Origin of the sequence: Pseudomonas sp. MWU16-30323, from assembly GCF_020515595.1 — a bacterium.
GTDB classification, from domain to species: Bacteria; Pseudomonadota; Gammaproteobacteria; order Pseudomonadales; family Pseudomonadaceae; genus Aquipseudomonas; species Aquipseudomonas yamanorum.
Window position 1 is genome coordinate 180,673 of record NZ_JAIWYM010000001.1, and the last position, 15,142, is coordinate 195,814.

At 60.8% G+C, this 15,142-nt stretch carries 16 protein-coding genes; 9 read left to right on the plus strand and 7 right to left on the minus strand.

The annotated features are described in order from the left end of the window. Positions 1-483 precede the first annotated feature (483 nt). The gene (gene rarD / locus LIY45_RS00895) at positions 484-1,368 is read left to right on the plus strand and encodes an EamA family transporter RarD (RefSeq protein ID WP_226475018.1); all 885 of its coding nucleotides are present in this window, start codon (positions 484-486) and stop codon (positions 1,366-1,368) included. Positions 1,369-1,391: 23 nt separating this feature from the next. On the opposite strand, the gene LIY45_RS00900 is transcribed toward rarD, so the two are convergent. Then, positions 1,392-2,078, minus strand: coding sequence for a spermidine synthase (locus tag LIY45_RS00900; RefSeq protein WP_017479184.1), 687 nt, complete (start codon positions 2,076-2,078; stop codon positions 1,392-1,394). A gap of 78 nt (positions 2,079-2,156) precedes the next feature. On the opposite strand from LIY45_RS00900, the gene LIY45_RS00905 reads away from it, so the two are divergent. Beyond that, complete coding sequence (locus tag LIY45_RS00905; protein ID WP_017479183.1) at positions 2,157-2,444, plus strand: hypothetical protein; 288 nt, start codon at positions 2,157-2,159, stop codon at positions 2,442-2,444. Here the strand turns inward: LIY45_RS00905 and LIY45_RS00910 are convergent. Together LIY45_RS00910 and LIY45_RS00915 are read right to left on the minus strand one after the other, a co-directional pair. Next, the gene (locus tag LIY45_RS00910; RefSeq protein ID WP_017479182.1) at positions 2,441-2,914 is read right to left on the minus strand and encodes a cyclic nucleotide-binding domain-containing protein; all 474 of its coding nucleotides are present in this window, start codon (positions 2,912-2,914) and stop codon (positions 2,441-2,443) included. The genes LIY45_RS00905 and LIY45_RS00910 overlap by 4 nt on opposite strands. 82 nt (positions 2,915-2,996) lie before the next feature. Further along, positions 2,997-5,051, minus strand: a complete 2,055-nt coding sequence (locus tag LIY45_RS00915) for a S9 family peptidase (RefSeq protein ID WP_226475019.1) — start codon at positions 5,049-5,051, stop codon at positions 2,997-2,999. 90 nt (positions 5,052-5,141) lie between these two features. Here LIY45_RS00915 and LIY45_RS00920 point away from each other — a divergent pair, with 90 nt between their 5' ends. From LIY45_RS00920 to LIY45_RS00930, 3 genes are read left to right on the plus strand one after another with little or no spacing between them, the layout of a single operon-like run. Next, complete coding sequence (locus tag LIY45_RS00920; RefSeq protein WP_226475258.1) at positions 5,142-5,618, plus strand: MFS transporter; 477 nt, start codon at positions 5,142-5,144, stop codon at positions 5,616-5,618. A gap of 30 nt (positions 5,619-5,648) precedes the next feature. Next, entirely contained in the window at positions 5,649-6,425 is a 777-nt protein-coding gene (locus LIY45_RS00925) for a class II glutamine amidotransferase (protein ID WP_003210683.1), read from the plus strand. 11 nt (positions 6,426-6,436) lie between these two features. Beyond that, positions 6,437-6,979 carry a DUF2937 family protein gene (locus LIY45_RS00930; protein ID WP_017479178.1) on the plus strand — a complete coding sequence of 181 codons (543 nt, stop codon included), beginning with the start codon at positions 6,437-6,439 and terminating at the stop codon, positions 6,977-6,979. A gap of 110 nt (positions 6,980-7,089) precedes the next feature. On the opposite strand, the gene LIY45_RS00935 is transcribed toward LIY45_RS00930, so the two are convergent. Beyond that, the gene (locus tag LIY45_RS00935) at positions 7,090-8,028 is read right to left on the minus strand and encodes a LysR family transcriptional regulator (RefSeq protein ID WP_226475020.1); all 939 of its coding nucleotides are present in this window, start codon (positions 8,026-8,028) and stop codon (positions 7,090-7,092) included. A 176-nt stretch (positions 8,029-8,204) separates the two neighbouring features. On the opposite strand from LIY45_RS00935, the gene LIY45_RS00940 reads away from it, so the two are divergent. Genes LIY45_RS00940 through LIY45_RS00950 form a run of 3 tightly spaced genes read left to right on the plus strand, consistent with a single transcriptional unit; the run spans position 8,205 to position 10,569 of the window. Beyond that, positions 8,205-8,948, plus strand: a complete 744-nt coding sequence (locus LIY45_RS00940) for a 5-oxoprolinase subunit PxpA (RefSeq protein WP_226475021.1) — start codon at positions 8,205-8,207, stop codon at positions 8,946-8,948. Next, complete coding sequence (locus tag LIY45_RS00945) at positions 8,945-9,649, plus strand: allophanate hydrolase subunit 1 (protein WP_226475022.1); 705 nt, start codon at positions 8,945-8,947, stop codon at positions 9,647-9,649. The genes LIY45_RS00940 and LIY45_RS00945 overlap by 4 nt, the downstream gene beginning before the upstream one ends. After that, entirely contained in the window at positions 9,646-10,569 is a 924-nt protein-coding gene (locus LIY45_RS00950) for a biotin-dependent carboxyltransferase family protein (RefSeq protein WP_226475023.1), read from the plus strand. Before LIY45_RS00945 ends, LIY45_RS00950 begins: the two co-directional genes overlap by 4 nt. A 90-nt stretch (positions 10,570-10,659) precedes the next feature. On the opposite strand, the gene LIY45_RS00955 is transcribed toward LIY45_RS00950, so the two are convergent. The 3 genes from LIY45_RS00955 to LIY45_RS00965 all read right to left on the minus strand — a co-directional run bounded on the left by LIY45_RS00955 (position 10,660) and on the right by LIY45_RS00965 (position 13,914). Next, positions 10,660-11,838: a VWA domain-containing protein gene (locus LIY45_RS00955; protein ID WP_003210689.1), complete on the minus strand. Its 1,179-nt coding sequence runs from the start codon at positions 11,836-11,838 to the stop codon at positions 10,660-10,662. 11 nt (positions 11,839-11,849) lie between these two features. Beyond that, positions 11,850-12,695 (minus strand): MoxR family ATPase, encoded by an 846-nt coding sequence (locus LIY45_RS00960; protein ID WP_003189627.1) that lies wholly within the window; start codon positions 12,693-12,695, stop codon positions 11,850-11,852. A gap of 142 nt (positions 12,696-12,837) precedes the next feature. Next, a complete protein-coding gene (locus tag LIY45_RS00965) occupies positions 12,838-13,914 on the minus strand; it encodes a DUF748 domain-containing protein (protein WP_226475024.1) in 1,077 nt (358 codons plus the stop codon). 123 nt (positions 13,915-14,037) lie between these two features. Between LIY45_RS00965 and cysK the strand changes: the two genes are divergently transcribed. Beyond that, positions 14,038-15,012 (plus strand): cysteine synthase A, encoded by a 975-nt coding sequence (gene cysK / locus LIY45_RS00970; RefSeq protein WP_226475025.1) that lies wholly within the window; start codon positions 14,038-14,040, stop codon positions 15,010-15,012. Positions 15,013-15,142 lie beyond the last annotated feature (130 nt).

Below are 15,142 nucleotides of genomic sequence, written 5' to 3' on the forward strand. Positions count from 1 at the left end.
TGCCCTTGCTGATTTAAATAGGATTTGGGTAATAAAGTGTTGGACTAACTTTGCCGGTTTCTTTAATGTAGCGCCTCTTGGCCAGCTGCCGTTAGTGTGCTCTGCAGTAGCGCCAGATGTTCAGTGTCTCAGGTCTTTCCTGACGACTGTTAGTTCCCCGTCAACCGGGTTCCCCTTCACGGTATCAACCCCATATGGCTGATATTGTGGCGTTTCAAATCAGAGTCGCTCGTCCAGAGCGCGCTGCTTCAAATAACCGAAGTTGGGTAGGTTGAAGTGTCTGATGATCGTCGTGCGAATAATAAAAATTCGACGAGTTGCCTGGCTTATATAATTTTAAAGTTCAGGATTATTGCCTTGCGTAAGTTATGAAGTTGTGGCGCTCGTTAATAAACTTCTGATGTTCATCTCGCTTATATTCACGCTACGTGAATACAACTGCCTGCTTCAATCAAACATATGCAATTTTTTGTAGAGGCTGTTGTGTCTAAAGGTGTTGTTCTGGCGGTTTCCGCTTCCTTCCTGTTTGGCGTGCTGTATTTCTTTACCTCCCTTCTTGAACCCTTGGATGGTCAGCAGATATTTGGCTGGCGAATGCTCATTTCGCTGCCCTTCATGACGTTGCTGCTGTGCCTCTCCGGAGACTGGAAGTGGGTGCCGTTGATCTACAAGCGGCTGCGGGAGAAACCCGCGCTGCTGCCCTGTGTCGTGGTCACCAGTGCGCTGGTGGGGGTGCAGTTGTGGATCTTCATGTGGGCGCCACTCAATGGTCACGGCCTGGATGTGTCGCTGGGCTATTTCCTGTTACCGCTGACCATGGTCATCACCGGCCGCATCGTTTACGGCGAACGCCTTTCACATCTGCAAAAGATTGCCGCAGCGCTGGCGGCGGTGGGTGTGGCCAATGAGTTGTACCGCACGGGCGGGTTCTCCTGGACCACCCTGGTGGTGTGCGTGGGTTATCCGCTGTATTTCGTACTGCGTCGGCGCTGTGGCACCGATAACCTCGGCGGACTGTGGCTGGACATGATGCTGATGATCCCGGTCGCGCTGTGGTTTGTCCTCGGTGGCGAACCCATCGGCGAGACCCTGGCGCAACGCCCGGCGCTCTATTGGCTGGTGCCACTCATGGGATTGGTCAGTGCGGCGGCGGGTTATTCCTACATCCTGGCCAGCCGGCTGTTGCCGTTTAGCCTGTTCGGTTTGCTCAGTTACGCGGAGCCGGTGCTGCTGGTGGCCGTGTCGCTGATGCTGGGAGACAGCCTCAAGCCGGGCCAATGGATGACCTACCTGCCAATCTGGCTGGCGGTGGTGGTGTTGGTGCTGGAAGGCTTGAGGCATTTGAATCGACTGCGCCGGTCGATCTGACCTACGGCCGGCGCAGTGAATGTTTAGCCCTTGAGCTTTTCAGCAATCCAGATGGTATGCCGCGTGCCCTTGTTGCCATGGGCGAACACCTGCACTTCCTCGGCCTTGAAGCCGGCCTTGCGCAGTTTGTCACTGAACTGCTTGTCGGCGCTGGCCGACCACACCGCCAGTACGCCCTTGGGCCGCAGGGCCTTGGCGCAGGCGCTGAGGCCACCGGCGGAATACAGCCAGCTGTTGGCTTTTTGCGTCAGGCCTTCGGGGCCGTTGTCCACATCCAGCATGATCGCGTCAAAGCCCTGGGGCTCGGCCTGCAGCACCTTGGCCACGTCTTCCAGGCGGATCACGGTGCGCGGGTCCAGCAGCGGGCGGCCGGACTTTTCCCCCAGTGGCCCGCGATTCCACTCCACCACGCCGGGCACCAGTTCGGCGACCACCACTTCGGCAGTCTTGCCCAAAGCTTTAAGCGCCGCCGCCAGGGTAAAGCCCATGCCCAGACCGCCAATCAACACCCGCGAGCCGGGCCGACCGGCGACTTTACGGCACGGAATCTCCGCCAATGCATCCTCGGAACCGTGCATGCGCGTGTTCATCAACTGGCCACCGTCACCGCCCTGAATCTTGATGACAAAATCCTCACCGTATTCGAACAGGCACAAGGCACCGCCGTTGTCGGGGATCGGAGTGGTGTCCAGCAGAACGAAACGTTTCATGGAAATCTCATTGGGAAGGGCATTCTTGCGCGGTTGGGAGTAGCCTTACGACTTTACGGTCAGGCCATGGAGCCATCGATGAAGTGCAGCATTCTAACGGTCATTGTGTGGAGCGCGCTCGCCCTTGGCGGTGTGGCCCAGGCTCAGGAGTCGCAAACCGTACCGATTACCCCGGCGCCGACGGCGGGTTCACCGGGCACTGCAACGCCCACACCTTACCCGCAAGTCACGCCACCGGCGACGCCAAAGGCGGCCGGCAGCGGTGAGCCGTTGTTGGCGCCTATCGTGCTGCCCACGCCGCCGAAGGACCAGACGATCCCGGGCTTGCAGCAGAACGACATCAAGCCCAAGACCCCAGGCGGTTAAAACTGCTGGGACAGCAATTGCCCGTCCGCCATGCGCAGGCGCCTGGACAGGGCGATAGCAATCGCACGGATTATCTTGGCCGCGATTTTCGGTGCATCGTTGAGCATTTTTTCCAGGGAATCCTTGCCCAGGTTCAACAGCACGCAATCGCTGGCCGCCACACAGCTGGCGGAACGGCGCTCGCCATCCAGCACGGCCATCTCGCCAAAGGCTCGCCCACTGCGCAAGGTGGCGATGGTCAGCCGCTGGCCCTCATGGTTGGTTTTCTGCACCGCCACCTGGCCTGAGTGGATGATGCACATGAAGGTGCCCGCGTCCCCTTCGAGGAATATCACTTCATCGCGGGCGATGCTGCTGATGTTGAAATAGCCCGCCGCCACATGGAAGTCTTCCGGCAGCAACGGGTCGAAGAGGCCGCAATCCATCAGCATGTCGCGGATTTCGTTATTGAGTAAGGTCGGTTCTGGCATGAGGCTTACAGTCTTTGTCCATAAATCGTGCAGGGCGCGCCCGGCGGTCAGGTGTTCAGACCCGCCCGCCAGGCGGAGTTCCTTAAATCAGCCCCAGCGCCTTGAAAACAAATGCATATTCGAGTGCTACGTCACGTAATCCCTGGTAACGCCCACTCATGCCACCGTGGCCCGCACCCAGCTCGGTCTTGAGCAGCAGCAGGTTATCGTCGGTCTTGGTGTCGCGCAGCTTGGCCACCCACTTGGCCGCTTCCCAATATTGCACGCGGCTGTCGTTGTAGCCGGCGATCACCAGCGTGGCCGGGTAGGCCTGGGCGCTGACGTTTTCGTACGGCGCGTAAGCCTTGATCCGCTCATACACCTCTGGCTCTTCAGGGTTGCCCCATTCGTCGTACTCGGTGATGGTCAACGGCAATTCAGGGTCGAGCATGGTGTTAAGCACATCGACGAACGGCACTTCGGCAATCGCCGCCTGGAACAGCTCCGGGCGCTGATTGAGCACTGCACCGATCAACAGGCCGCCGGCGCTGCCGCCGCTGATAGCCAGTTGCTTGGAGGTGGTCAGGCCCTGGGCGATCAGGTGTTCGGCGCAGGCGATAAAGTCGCTGAAGGTATTTTGCTTGTGCTCCTGCTTGCCGGCGCGGTACCAGGCTTCGCCCAGTTCGCCGCCGCCGCGTACATGGGCAATGGCAAAGGCCACGCCACGGTCCAGCAGGCTCAGGCGCGCGTGGGAGAACCACGGGTCGAGGCTCTGGCCATAGGCGCCGTAGCCGTACAGGTACAGCGGCGTCGGCTTACCCAACTGGTCGCGGCGGACGACAAGACTGATCGGCACCTGAGTGCCATCGGCCGACGTCGCCCACAACCGTTGGCTGACGTAGTCGTCGGCGTTGAACACACCGAGCACCGGGGTTTCCTTGAGCACCTGTTGCGCGCCGCTGGCCAGTTCCAGCTGGCGCACCTGGGCCGGGCGGTTCAGGGCCTCATAGCGCAGGCGGATCTTGTCGCTGGCAAATTCCAGGCTGTTCTGCACGTAGAGGCTGTAGGCCGCGTCCGGCAATTCCACCCGATAAGGCGCTTGGCCTTGTGGGTGCACTTCGATGATCGGCAAGCCACCGATGCGCAGGCTCAGGGTCATGGCCCGGGCGTTGAGGCTCACGCCGTCCAACATCACGGCGTCGTCGTGGGGGATCAGGTTCTGCCAGTCGTCCTGGGTCGGCACACTGCCGGTGTCGGCGGCCTGGAACAGCGCAAAGTTGATGCCGTCGCGGTTGCTGCGGATAAACCAGGTCCACTGATCGTCCAGCTTGCCGTGGTCGACGTCATATTCATGGCCTTCGACCCGTGGCGCCAGGCAGGTAAAGGCCTGCTGGGGCTGCTCGGCGTCCAGGGCCCAGATTTCGCTGGTGGTCTTGCTGCCCAGGGCCAGCAGCAACTGGCGCTCGGAACTTGAACGGTAGCAGTGCAGGAAGAAACGGCCGTCGGGCTCGTGGAACACTTCTTCGGCGGCGGTACCGTCCAGGCGATAGCGATACAGTTTGTGGGGGCGGTGGGTGTCGTCCAGTTCAGTGAAGAACAGGGTCAGGCTGTCGTTGGCCCAGGTCATGCTGCCGTCGCAGTCTTCGAACTCCAGTTCGCTGACCTTGCCGGTGGCCAATTCCTTCACGTAGAGGGTGTAAATCTCTTCGCCGTTGGTGTCCAGGCTGTAGGCCAGGCGCTGGTGGTCGGGGCTGATGCTGAAGGCGCCGAGGGAGAAAAAGCCGCCATTGGCCAGTACGTTCGGGTCCAGCAGCAGCTCTTCTGCGCTTTCGTCGACCTGTTGGCTGTCATCCGCCGGGCGCGGGCAGCGGTAGTGGCGGGCGTATTCGTCGCCGGCGGTGGTGCGGGTGTAATACAGGTACGGGCCCCAGGGCGAGGGCAGGGACAGGTCGGTTTCGAGGATGCGGCCCTTGATCTCTTCGAACAGGGTTTCGCGCAGTGCCTGTTGGTCGGACAATTCTGCTTCTTGCCAGGCATTTTCCGCCTTGAGGTAATCGAGCACCTCGGCGCTGTCCCGCGCTTGCAGCCAGGCGTACGGGTCGGTGCCTGGGGCCTTGCGGGCGATCGGGGCGGCAGTGATGTGGGTCGATGGGGGCATGGATCACTCTCTGTCTGGCGGTTGGCCGACGGCATTGCAGCCTCGGCACTGAAAAGCCGTTATCATAGCGGCCTGTTTGCCTACCTTGCCATGGACACCATGACCGAGAACGACTATCTGATCGCTTGGGGCCTCTACGCCTTCGCAGCCCTGGGTTGCCTGTTGGTGTGGTTTGCCATGACCCGCTGGATGTGGCGCTGGCTGCGCGAGCCGCTGCGGCTGCTGATGGCGGTGCTGCTGTTCAGCCCGACCATTGTCGACCCGGTGAAGACCCAGTTCGCCCCGGCCGTCGCCATCACCGCCCTGGACCTGGTGCTCAAGGTCGGCAACAACGCCTGGCGGGCGATTTCCGATCTGTTCATGTATTCCATGATCGCGTTCGGCGTGTACCTGGTGTTTGTGCTGATCCGCTGGCCCATCGAGCGTGCCTCCAGAATCCGGCGTGAGCAGAAGGCTGCCGCTGCGGCAGCCGCTGCCGCCGAGCCGGAAGACGACGAACCCTTCGCCGATGAGCGATACGGTCGCCCGGCCCCTGTCAGCGGTATGCGGGTCGAACCGCGCCTTTAACGTTGTACGCCCTGTATCGAGAAGCCTGGCATGTGTGAATTATTGGGCATGAGTGCCAACGTACCGACCGATATCGTGTTCAGCTTTACCGGGCTGATGCAGCGCGGCGGACGGACCGGCCCCCACCGCGACGGTTGGGGCATCGCCTTCTACGAGGGCCGTGGCCTGCGGTTGTTCCAGGACCCGGCGGCCAGCAGCGAATCGGAAGTCGCGCTGCTGGTGCAGCGTTATCCCATCAAGAGTGAAGTGGTGATTGGCCATATCCGCCAGGCCAATGTCGGCAAGGTGTGCCTGTCCAATACCCACCCGTTCGTGCGTGAGTTGTGGGGCCGCAACTGGTGCTTCGCCCATAACGGCCAACTGGCGGACTTCAATCCCCGCGCCACGTTCTACCGCCCGGTGGGCGATACCGACAGCGAAGCGGCATTCTGCGATTTGCTCAACCGCGTCCGTGAAGCGTTTCCGGAGCCGGTGGACATCGAACAGGTGCTGCCTGACCTGATCGCCGCCTGCAGCGAATACCGCAGCAAGGGCGTGTTCAACTGCCTGCTCAGCGACGGTGACTGGCTGTTCTGCTATTGCTCGACCAAACTGGCACAGATCACCCGGCGTGCGCCGTTTGGTCCCGCACGGTTGAAAGATGTCGACGTGATCGTCGATTTTCAGGCCGAAACCACCCCCAATGACGTGGTGACGGTGATTGCCACCGAACCCCTGACCGAAAACGAGACCTGGACCCGCTACGAACCGGGCCAGTGGAGCCTGTGGCGACGCGGCGAATGTGTCAGCCAAGGCAAAACGGAATAAGGACGTCGAATATGTTGCTCAGCTATTTGCGACTGGTGTTGTTTGCCGTGGGTTTGTTGGTCGGTGTGCAGGTGCCGGGGTTTATCAGTGACTACGCCAAGCGCGTCGAAGCCCATCTGATCGAGGCCCAGACTGGCCTGCGCGGCTTCGATGCCACGGCGCAGCAGTTCTTCAACGGCGATTTGCAGGCGCTGGTGGCTCATTACCGTGCCAGTGACGACCCGGTGTTTCGCAGCGATGCCAACAGCCTGGGCACGTTGCTCGACCGCCAGGTAGCGCTGGATAAACAGTTCCAGGCGATGCAAGGCCCGTGGTACATCCGCGCGCTGCAAGTGGCCGTGGCGGCCGACCCGGCGATTCGCCAGGAAACCTGGAACGGCTACAGCTACATGCTGTTGCTGACCCCGGAAGCCATGGGCTGGGGCCTGGGTGGGGCGATGCTGTTGTCGTTTGGCCTGGAATGCCTGTTCCGCCTGATCGACTGGGTGGTGTTGGGCGGCAAGCGCCTGCGCCAGAGCCGGCCGATTGAAGAGCGGGACCTCAAGGGGCTTTAAAGGCTGACGCGGTCAAATTGTGGGAGCGGGCTTGCCCGCGAATGCGGTGCGTCAGTGACATATAGGTTGGCTGGTAGACTGCATTCACGAGCAAACCCGCGCCCACAGTTTTAAATCGGTTCCTTCAGTGGCATGGGTTTGCTCAACACCATCAAGTCCTCGCCGACCTTCTGCGCGTACTGCTCCACCACGCTCTGGCACAGCGCCACAATCTCCTCCACCAACTCCACGCCCACCCGCCACGACACCACCACCTGCAAGTTCGGTGGTCGTTGCTCCATGGGCAGCATGGTCAATTCTCCTCGTGCCAACTCTTCGCTGACCAATACGGGCGCAAACGCACCAATCCCGAACCCGTCCCGCAGCAGGCGGGTGATCGCCGACACCGAGTTCACACAGCTCATGCGTGGCGCGGCTATGCCGTTCGCCTGCATCAGGCTGAGCACGTCCTGGTGCGGACAGGAGTTTTTCGAGTAGGTGATGATGCGCTCCTGGGCCAGTTCGGCGAGGGACGCGTAGTCGCGGTTGTAGATCGAATGGCTGGCCACGATCCAGCCCATGGGATGGCTGGCCAGTTCCAGGCTGCGCACGGTTTCCTGGCGCAGCAGGTCGGTTTGCAGGATCAGGTCGAGAAAGCCTTTTTGCAACTGATCGCTGAGGTTCAGTGCGGTATCGGCGACCAACTCGATTTCCACCCGTGGGAAGTGGTCCGTCAGTTCTGCCACCAGCGCGCTGAGCCAAGTGTGGATCACCGTGTCCATCACCCCGATACGGATACGCCCGACCTTGCTGCTGGTGGTTTCCAGGGACTGCTTGAGCCCTTGCATGGTCGCCATCATCTGCTCGGCATAATCGAGCACCTTCAAGCCCTCCGGCGTCAGGCTCACCCCCCGGGAGTCGCGCAGAAACAGCTTCACCCCCAGCTCGCTTTCCAGCACGGCGATGCGGCTGGAGATCGAGGCCTGGGTGGTGAACAGCTTCTCCGCCGTCAGGCGAAAGCTCTTGAGCTTGGCCACCCAGACGAAGGTTTCGAGGAACTTCAAATTCATGGGATCAACTTTTCTTATGCATGGATCGGTTTTTATTAGTTGGACGCAGCGTGTCGCAAACGCCAAAAATCGAGCTGTCTCACGATAAGCGTCGTTGGGGTTCAGGACAACATCGTTGCGAGATCTTGGTAAAAGATCCCACACTACAAAAAAACAAAGCCTACAGGAGCCCTACCGTGAGCCGCCTGCTATTGAACTGCGACATCGGCGAAAGCTTTGGCAACTGGACCTTGGGTCTGGATGCCGAGGTCATGCCGTTCATTGATTGCGCTAACGTTGCCTGCGGCTTCCACGCCGGCGACCCGAGCATCATGCGCAAGACCGTCAGCCTGGCCTTCGAGCACGGTGTGCAGGTGGGCGCGCACCCGGCGTACCAGGACCTGCAGGGTTTCGGCCGCCGCTCCATGGCCTACACCCCGCAGGAAATCCAGGACCTGTTGCACTACCAGATCGGCGCCCTCGACGGTATTTGCCGGGCGCAGGGCGGGCGGGTCAGCTACGTCAAGCCCCACGGTGCGATGTACAACGACATGATGGCCAAGCCGGCGCAATTGCGCGCGGTGATCCAGGCCGTAGCGGCCTACGACGCCAGCCTGCCGTTGATGCTGATGGCCACCCGCGACAACAGCGCCGCGCAAGCGCTGGGCGACGAATATGGCGTGACCCTGTGGTTCGAAGCCTTTGCCGACCGTGCCTATGACAGTGCCGGGCATCTGGTCTCCCGCCAGTTGCCGGGGGCGGTGCACCACGATCCGGAAAAGATCATCCAGCAGGCCTTGATCATCGCTCGCGGTGAACACCTGGTCGCCAGCGACGGCAGCCCGTTGTACCTGCAGGCCAATACCTTGTGTGTGCATGGCGATAACGCCAGCTCGGTGGCCGCTGTGCAGCGCATCCGTGAGGCGTTGACCCCAGCATGAAGCCACGGATTGAAGTCGTCGCCATCGACTGCCTGATGGTGCGCCTGTTTGATGTGATCGCCGAAGACAACATGCCCTGGATGCTCGCCGCCACCCGCCGCTTGCGGGAAGGTTTTGGCGCGGCGCTGGTGGACCTGGTGCCGTCCTACACGACCTTGATGGTGCATTACGACCTGATGGCGCTGAGCCCGGCCCAGGCGCGGGAGCTGATCGATCAGGCGCTTGAAGCACTGCAGCCGGAGCCCAAGGGCAGCGGGCAATGCCATGTGTTGCCAGTCTGGTATGACCTGAGCGTCGGCCCCGAGCTACCGTTACTCGCCCAGCGCAGTGGGCTGGCGGTGGAGGAGGTGATCCGTCGCCACAGCCAGCACGAGTACCAGGTGTTCGCCTTGGGCTTTGCACCGGGGTTTGCCTTTATGGGCCTGGTGGACGAACTGCTCGCCGCTCCACGGCTCAATACGCCGCGCAAGCGGGTGGCGGCAGGCAGCGTGGGGATCGCCGAGCGGCAGACAGCGGCCTATCCGGTGGTATCGCCGGGCGGCTGGAACCTGATCGGCCGCACACCGGCCAAGTTGTTTGATCGCGAACGCGAGGGCTACAGCCTGATGCAGCCGGGGGACACCGTGCGTTACGAAGCGGTCAGCCATAGCGAATTCATCAACCTGGGCGGCGATGACACACCGTTGGAGGCCCAGGCATGAGCCGCTTGTTGATCGAGGCCAGCACCCCGCTGTGCCTGTTGCAGGACGCTGGACGTTTTGGCGTGAGGCATCTGGGCGTGACCCAGGGCGGCGCGCTGGATTGGGTATCAATGTCGTGGGCCAATTGGTTGCTGGGCAACGCCCTGGATGCGCCCGTGGTGGAAATTACCTTGGGTGGCTTCACCGTGCAGGCCGAGGACTATTGCCTGCTGGCGCTGGCCGGGGCGGACTTGGGCGCTTATGTCGATGAAAGAGCAATCAGCCCGGGGCGCAGTTTTATTCTGCAAAAAGGCCAGCGTTTGCGTTTTACCCAGCCGTTCAGCGGCGCGCGGGCTTACCTGGCCGCGCCGGGCGGGTTTGATGCGCCGCAGGTGCTGGGCAGTTGCTCGACAGTGGGGCGTGAAGAACTGGGTGGGCTGGATGGCTTTGGCCGAGCGCTGGCTGAAGGTGTGCAGTTGAGCTATTCAGGCGTGGGCGGTGCGATGCAGGTGTTGTCTGCGGAGCAATTGCCGAAACTGGATTCGAAGGCGCCACTGGAGGTGATCCTCGGGGCGCAGATCGGCCAGTTCGGCGGGCAGAGTCTGTTTGACGTGTTCAACAGTGAATGGACCCTCGACAGCCGCGCCGACCGCATGGGGATGCGCCTGCTGGGCACGCCGCTGGCATATCAGGGGCCGTCGCTGATTTCGGAAGGTATTCCGCTGGGTGCGATCCAGGTGCCGCCGGATGGGCAGCCGATTGTATTGCTCAATGACCGGCAGACCATTGGCGGTTATCCGCGACTGGGGGCGTTGACGCCGTTGGCGCTGGCACGGCTGGCGCAGTATTTGCCGGGGGAGAAAGTGAGGTTGGCGCCGGTGATGCAGGAGACGGCGCATCGGCAGCAGGTGGAGTATTTGCAGCGTTTTATGAACCGCTAAAAGCATCGCAGGCAAGCCAGCTCCCACAATTTGGAATGCATTTCCCTGTGGGAGCTGGCTTGCCTGCGATGGCGTCAGTGAGTGCTCCGCCTATTTCGAAAGAAAGCGCATCCCTTCCTCAAGCCCACGCAACGTCAACGGAAACATCTGGTCCTCGATCAAGTCCCGGACAATCCCGGTGGACGCCGTATAGCCCCAGGTGTCTTTCGGGTACGGATTAATCCAGATCAGCTTCTTGTACTTCTCCATGAACCGCTGCATCCACACATACCCGGGCTCTTCATTCCAGTGCTCGACGCTGCCGCCGGCCTGGGTGATTTCATACGGCGCCATGGCCGCATCGCCGATAAAGATCACTTTGTAGTCGGCGCCGTATTTGTGCAGCAGATCCTGGGTCGAGGTGCGTTCCGAACCTCGGCGCATGTTGTTCTTCCACACCGATTCATAAATGAAGTTGTGGAAGTAGAAATACTCCAGGTGCTTGAACTCGGTCTTGCACGCGGAGAACAGCTCTTCGCAGGTCTTCACATGGGCATCCATCGAGCCGCCGATGTCGAACAGCAACAGCAGTTTGATGGTGTTGCGCCGCTCCGGGCGCATCTGGATATTCAGTAACCCGGCATCCCGCGCGGTATGGTCGATGGTGCCGTCGATGTCCAGTTCTTCCGCCGCACCCTGGCGTGCGAACTTGCGCAGGCGGCGCAGGGCGATCTTGATGTTGCGGGTGCCCAGCTCCACCGAGTCATCGAGGTTCTTGTACTCGCGCTGGTCCCAGACCTTGACCGCCTTGCCCTGGCGCTTGCCGGCATCCCCCACGCGTATGCCTTCGGGGTTGAAACCGCCGGAGCCGAACGGGCTGGTGCCGCCGGTGCCGATCCATTTGTTGCCGCCGGCGTGACGTTCCTTCTGTTCTTCGAGGCGTTTCTTGAACTCTTCGATGAGCTTGTCGAGGCCGCCGAGGGACTGAATCTGCGCGCGCTCTTCGTCGGTCAGCGAGCGTTCGAATTCCTTGCGCAGCCAGTCTTCGGGGATCAGTGCTTGCAGGTGATCGTCGAGTTTTTCCAGGCCATTGAAGTAGGCGCCGAAGGCCCGGTCGAACTTGTCGAAATGCCGTTCGTCCTTCACCAAAATCGCCCGGGCCAAGTAGTAAAACTCGTCCATGTCGGCGAAGGTCACGCGCTGTTTCAGCGCGTTGATCAGGTCCAGCAGCTCACGCACCGAGACCGGCACCTTGGCTGCACGCATTTCATTGAACAGGTTGAGCAACATGGCAATCGCCCTTATCGGTTACCGCGACGGCTCATGAACGCCAGGCGCTCCAGCAACTGCACGTCCTGCTCGTTTTTCACCAGGGCACCGGCCAGGGGCGGGATGGCCTTGGTGGGATCGCGCTCGCGCAGTACCGCTTCGCCGATATTGTCGGCCATCAGCAGTTTCAGCCAGTCCACCAGTTCGGAGGTGGACGGTTTTTTCTTCAGGCCCGGTACCTTGCGCACGTCGAAGAACACATCGAGGGCTTCGCTGACCAGGTCTTTCTTGATGTCCGGGTAGTGCACGTCGACGATCTTTTGCAGGGTGGTGCGGTCCGGGAAGGCGATGTAGTGGAAGAAGCAGCGGCGCAGGAAGGCGTCCGGCAGTTCTTTTTCGTTGTTGGAGGTAATGATGATGATCGGGCGCTTCTTGGCCTTGATGGTCTCGTCGATTTCGTAGACGTAGAACTCCATCTTGTCGAGCTCTTGCAGCAGGTCGTTGGGGAACTCGATGTCGGCCTTGTCGATTTCATCGATCAGGAGGATGACCCGTTCCTCGGACTCGAAGGCTTCCCAGAGCTTGCCCTTTTTCAGGTAGTTGCGTACGTCATGCACCTTGTCCACGCCCAGCTGCGAGTCCCGCAGGCGGCTCACCGCGTCGTACTCGTACAGGCCCTGGTGGGCCTTGGTGGTGGACTTGATGTGCCAGGTGATCAGCCTGGCGCCAAAGGATTCGGCCAATTGCTCGGCAAGCATGGTCTTGCCGGTGCCCGGTTCGCCCTTGACCAGCAGTGGCCGCTCCAGCGTGATGGCGGCGTTGACGGCCAGTTTCAGGTCATCGGTGGCAACGTAGGCCTGGGTGCCTTCGAACTTCATCTATCAATCCTCGAACGTGACGCCGAACGGTCCGGGACCGAAGCGGGCGAGTAATCAGCTTGGCCCGACTATACCGCGCAGCCCCGGCGACTGTGAACGCAGACGGGCTATTCAGTCTCTGAATGGGCAGTCACGTTGAAAATCAATCTGTCGAGGGCTTGGGTTGTTCATAGCGGGCGTTGAAGGCCTGGACGAAACCGTTGCGCAAAATCTGCAAAAACGCCTGGAACGCGCTGATATCTTGCTGGTGCACGTTGCCGCTCAGCTCCACGCGGGTGGCAAACTGGTTTTTGTTCTGGTTTTTCAACACGGTCTCGCTGGCGCCCACCACGGCCTCCCAGATCGAGCGGAAGATGCTCTTGTCCTTGTTCTCGACATCTTGTTGCCAGTTGAACACTTCGACATTGCGCAGCAAAGGCTTGATGTAGCCGGTCAATTGGCCTTTTTCGGCCTGGGCTTCGACCACCAGGTCGCCGGTGCCCGCATTGAAGTCGAATTTGCCGTAGGCCGAGGCGAAGTCATTCATGCGCTTGAGTTGGATATCCCGGGCCCGGAAGCGGAATTCGAAGTTTTCGAAATTGCTCAAGGGGTCAAACGTCGCGGTGGCTTCCAGCGGCGCCTGGCCCAAAAACAGCGCCTTGCCGTCGAAACGCGCGTCGCGCTGGCCTTTGACGTCCACCACGTTGGTCAGGTTGTAGAAGGTCGCGTTGACCTGAGTGGCATACATGTTCACCGGCGGTTTCGAGCTGAAGTTATGGAAGGCGATTTTCCCGTCGTTGATGTGCACCTCATTGAGGGTGATCGGCAACAGTTTGCCCAGTTGTTCCCGCCAGTCGGTGCCCTGACCGGTCTGGGATGCCTGCTTGTTGGTGCCGCCGTCGACGAAATTCAATTCCGGCTTGATGAACTGCGCCTCGGCCACCACCGCGTGGTCGTACCACAGCGAATGCCAGCTGACCGACAGGTCGATCACCGGCGCCTTGACGAACGGTACCGGCACCTTGCCGTCGACCTTGACGATCTGCAGCCCGTTGATTCGATAGGCGCCGCGCCACAGTGCCAGGTCGACATCGGTGACCTGGCCGCGGTAATCCCCCATGTCGGCGAGTTTGTCATTCAGGTAGTTGCGCACCAGATAGGGCAGGGCGATATCCAGGGCGACCAGCAGTACCACGACCCCGGCGAGGGTCCAGAGGGGCCAACTGTAGCGACGTTTCATGGGAATTTTCTCCATCCGTGTAGGCGATTGACTACTACAGCGGCTGGACGTTCGCCTGACTGGACGCCTCGCAACACGAGGCATACCCTTGGGGCCTTCCTGAAATTGCCTCAAGGACCCGTCATGAGCCGCATTTTTGCAGACAACGCGCACTCCATCGGTAACACGCCCCTGGTTCAGATCAACCGCATCGCCCCGCGTGGCGTGACTATCCTGGCCAAGATCGAAGGGCGTAACCCGGGGTATTCGGTGAAATGCCGGATTGGCGCAAACATGATCTGGGACGCCGAAGGCAGCGGCAAACTCAAGCCGGGCATGACCATTGTCGAGCCGACTTCCGGCAATACCGGCATCGGCCTGGCGTTTGTTGCCGCCGCTCGTGGCTACAAGTTGTTGCTGACCATGCCCGCTTCCATGAGCATTGAGCGCCGCAAGGTGCTCAAGGCCCTCGGCGCCGAACTGGTATTGACCGAGCCGGCCAAGGGCATGAAGGGCGCGATCGAAAAAGCCGGCGAAATCCTCGCCAGCGACCCGGCCAAGTATTTTATGCCGGCCCAGTTCGAAAACCCGGCCAACCCGGCGATCCACGAGAAAACCACCGGTCCGGAAATCTGGAATGACACTGATGGCGCCGTGGACGTGCTGGTGGCAGGCGTAGGCACCGGCGGCACCATCACCGGGGTGTCGCGCTATATCAAGAACACCCAGGGCAAGCCGATCCTGTCGGTGGCGGTGGAGCCCATCAGCTCGCCGGTGATTACCCAGACGCTGGCCGGTGAAGAGATCAAGCCCAGCCCCCACAAGATCCAAGGCATTGGCGCCGGTTTTGTGCCGAAAAACCTCGACCTGTCGATGGTCGACCGGGTCGAACTGATCAGCGATGAAGAGTCCAAGGCCATGGCTTTGCGGCTGATGCAGGAGGAGGGGATTCTCTGCGGTATCTCCTGTGGCGCGGCAATGGCCGTGGCGGTGCGCCTGGCGGAGAAGCCGGAAATGCAGGGCAAGACCATCGTCGTGGTGCTGCCTGACTCCGGTGAACGCTACCTGTCGAGCATGCTGTTCGCCGATTTGTTTACCGATCAGGAAAACCAGGCTTGATTCAAATCAGCGCGATGGCGTGGCCCTTATGCATAATTGGCCCGTTATCGCGCACCGCTAGATGCTGATTGTTGGAGTGCGCGGGTTTTTCCCGAGGCCCGGAGTGTTTATCATGGCCGGCTGCTACGTC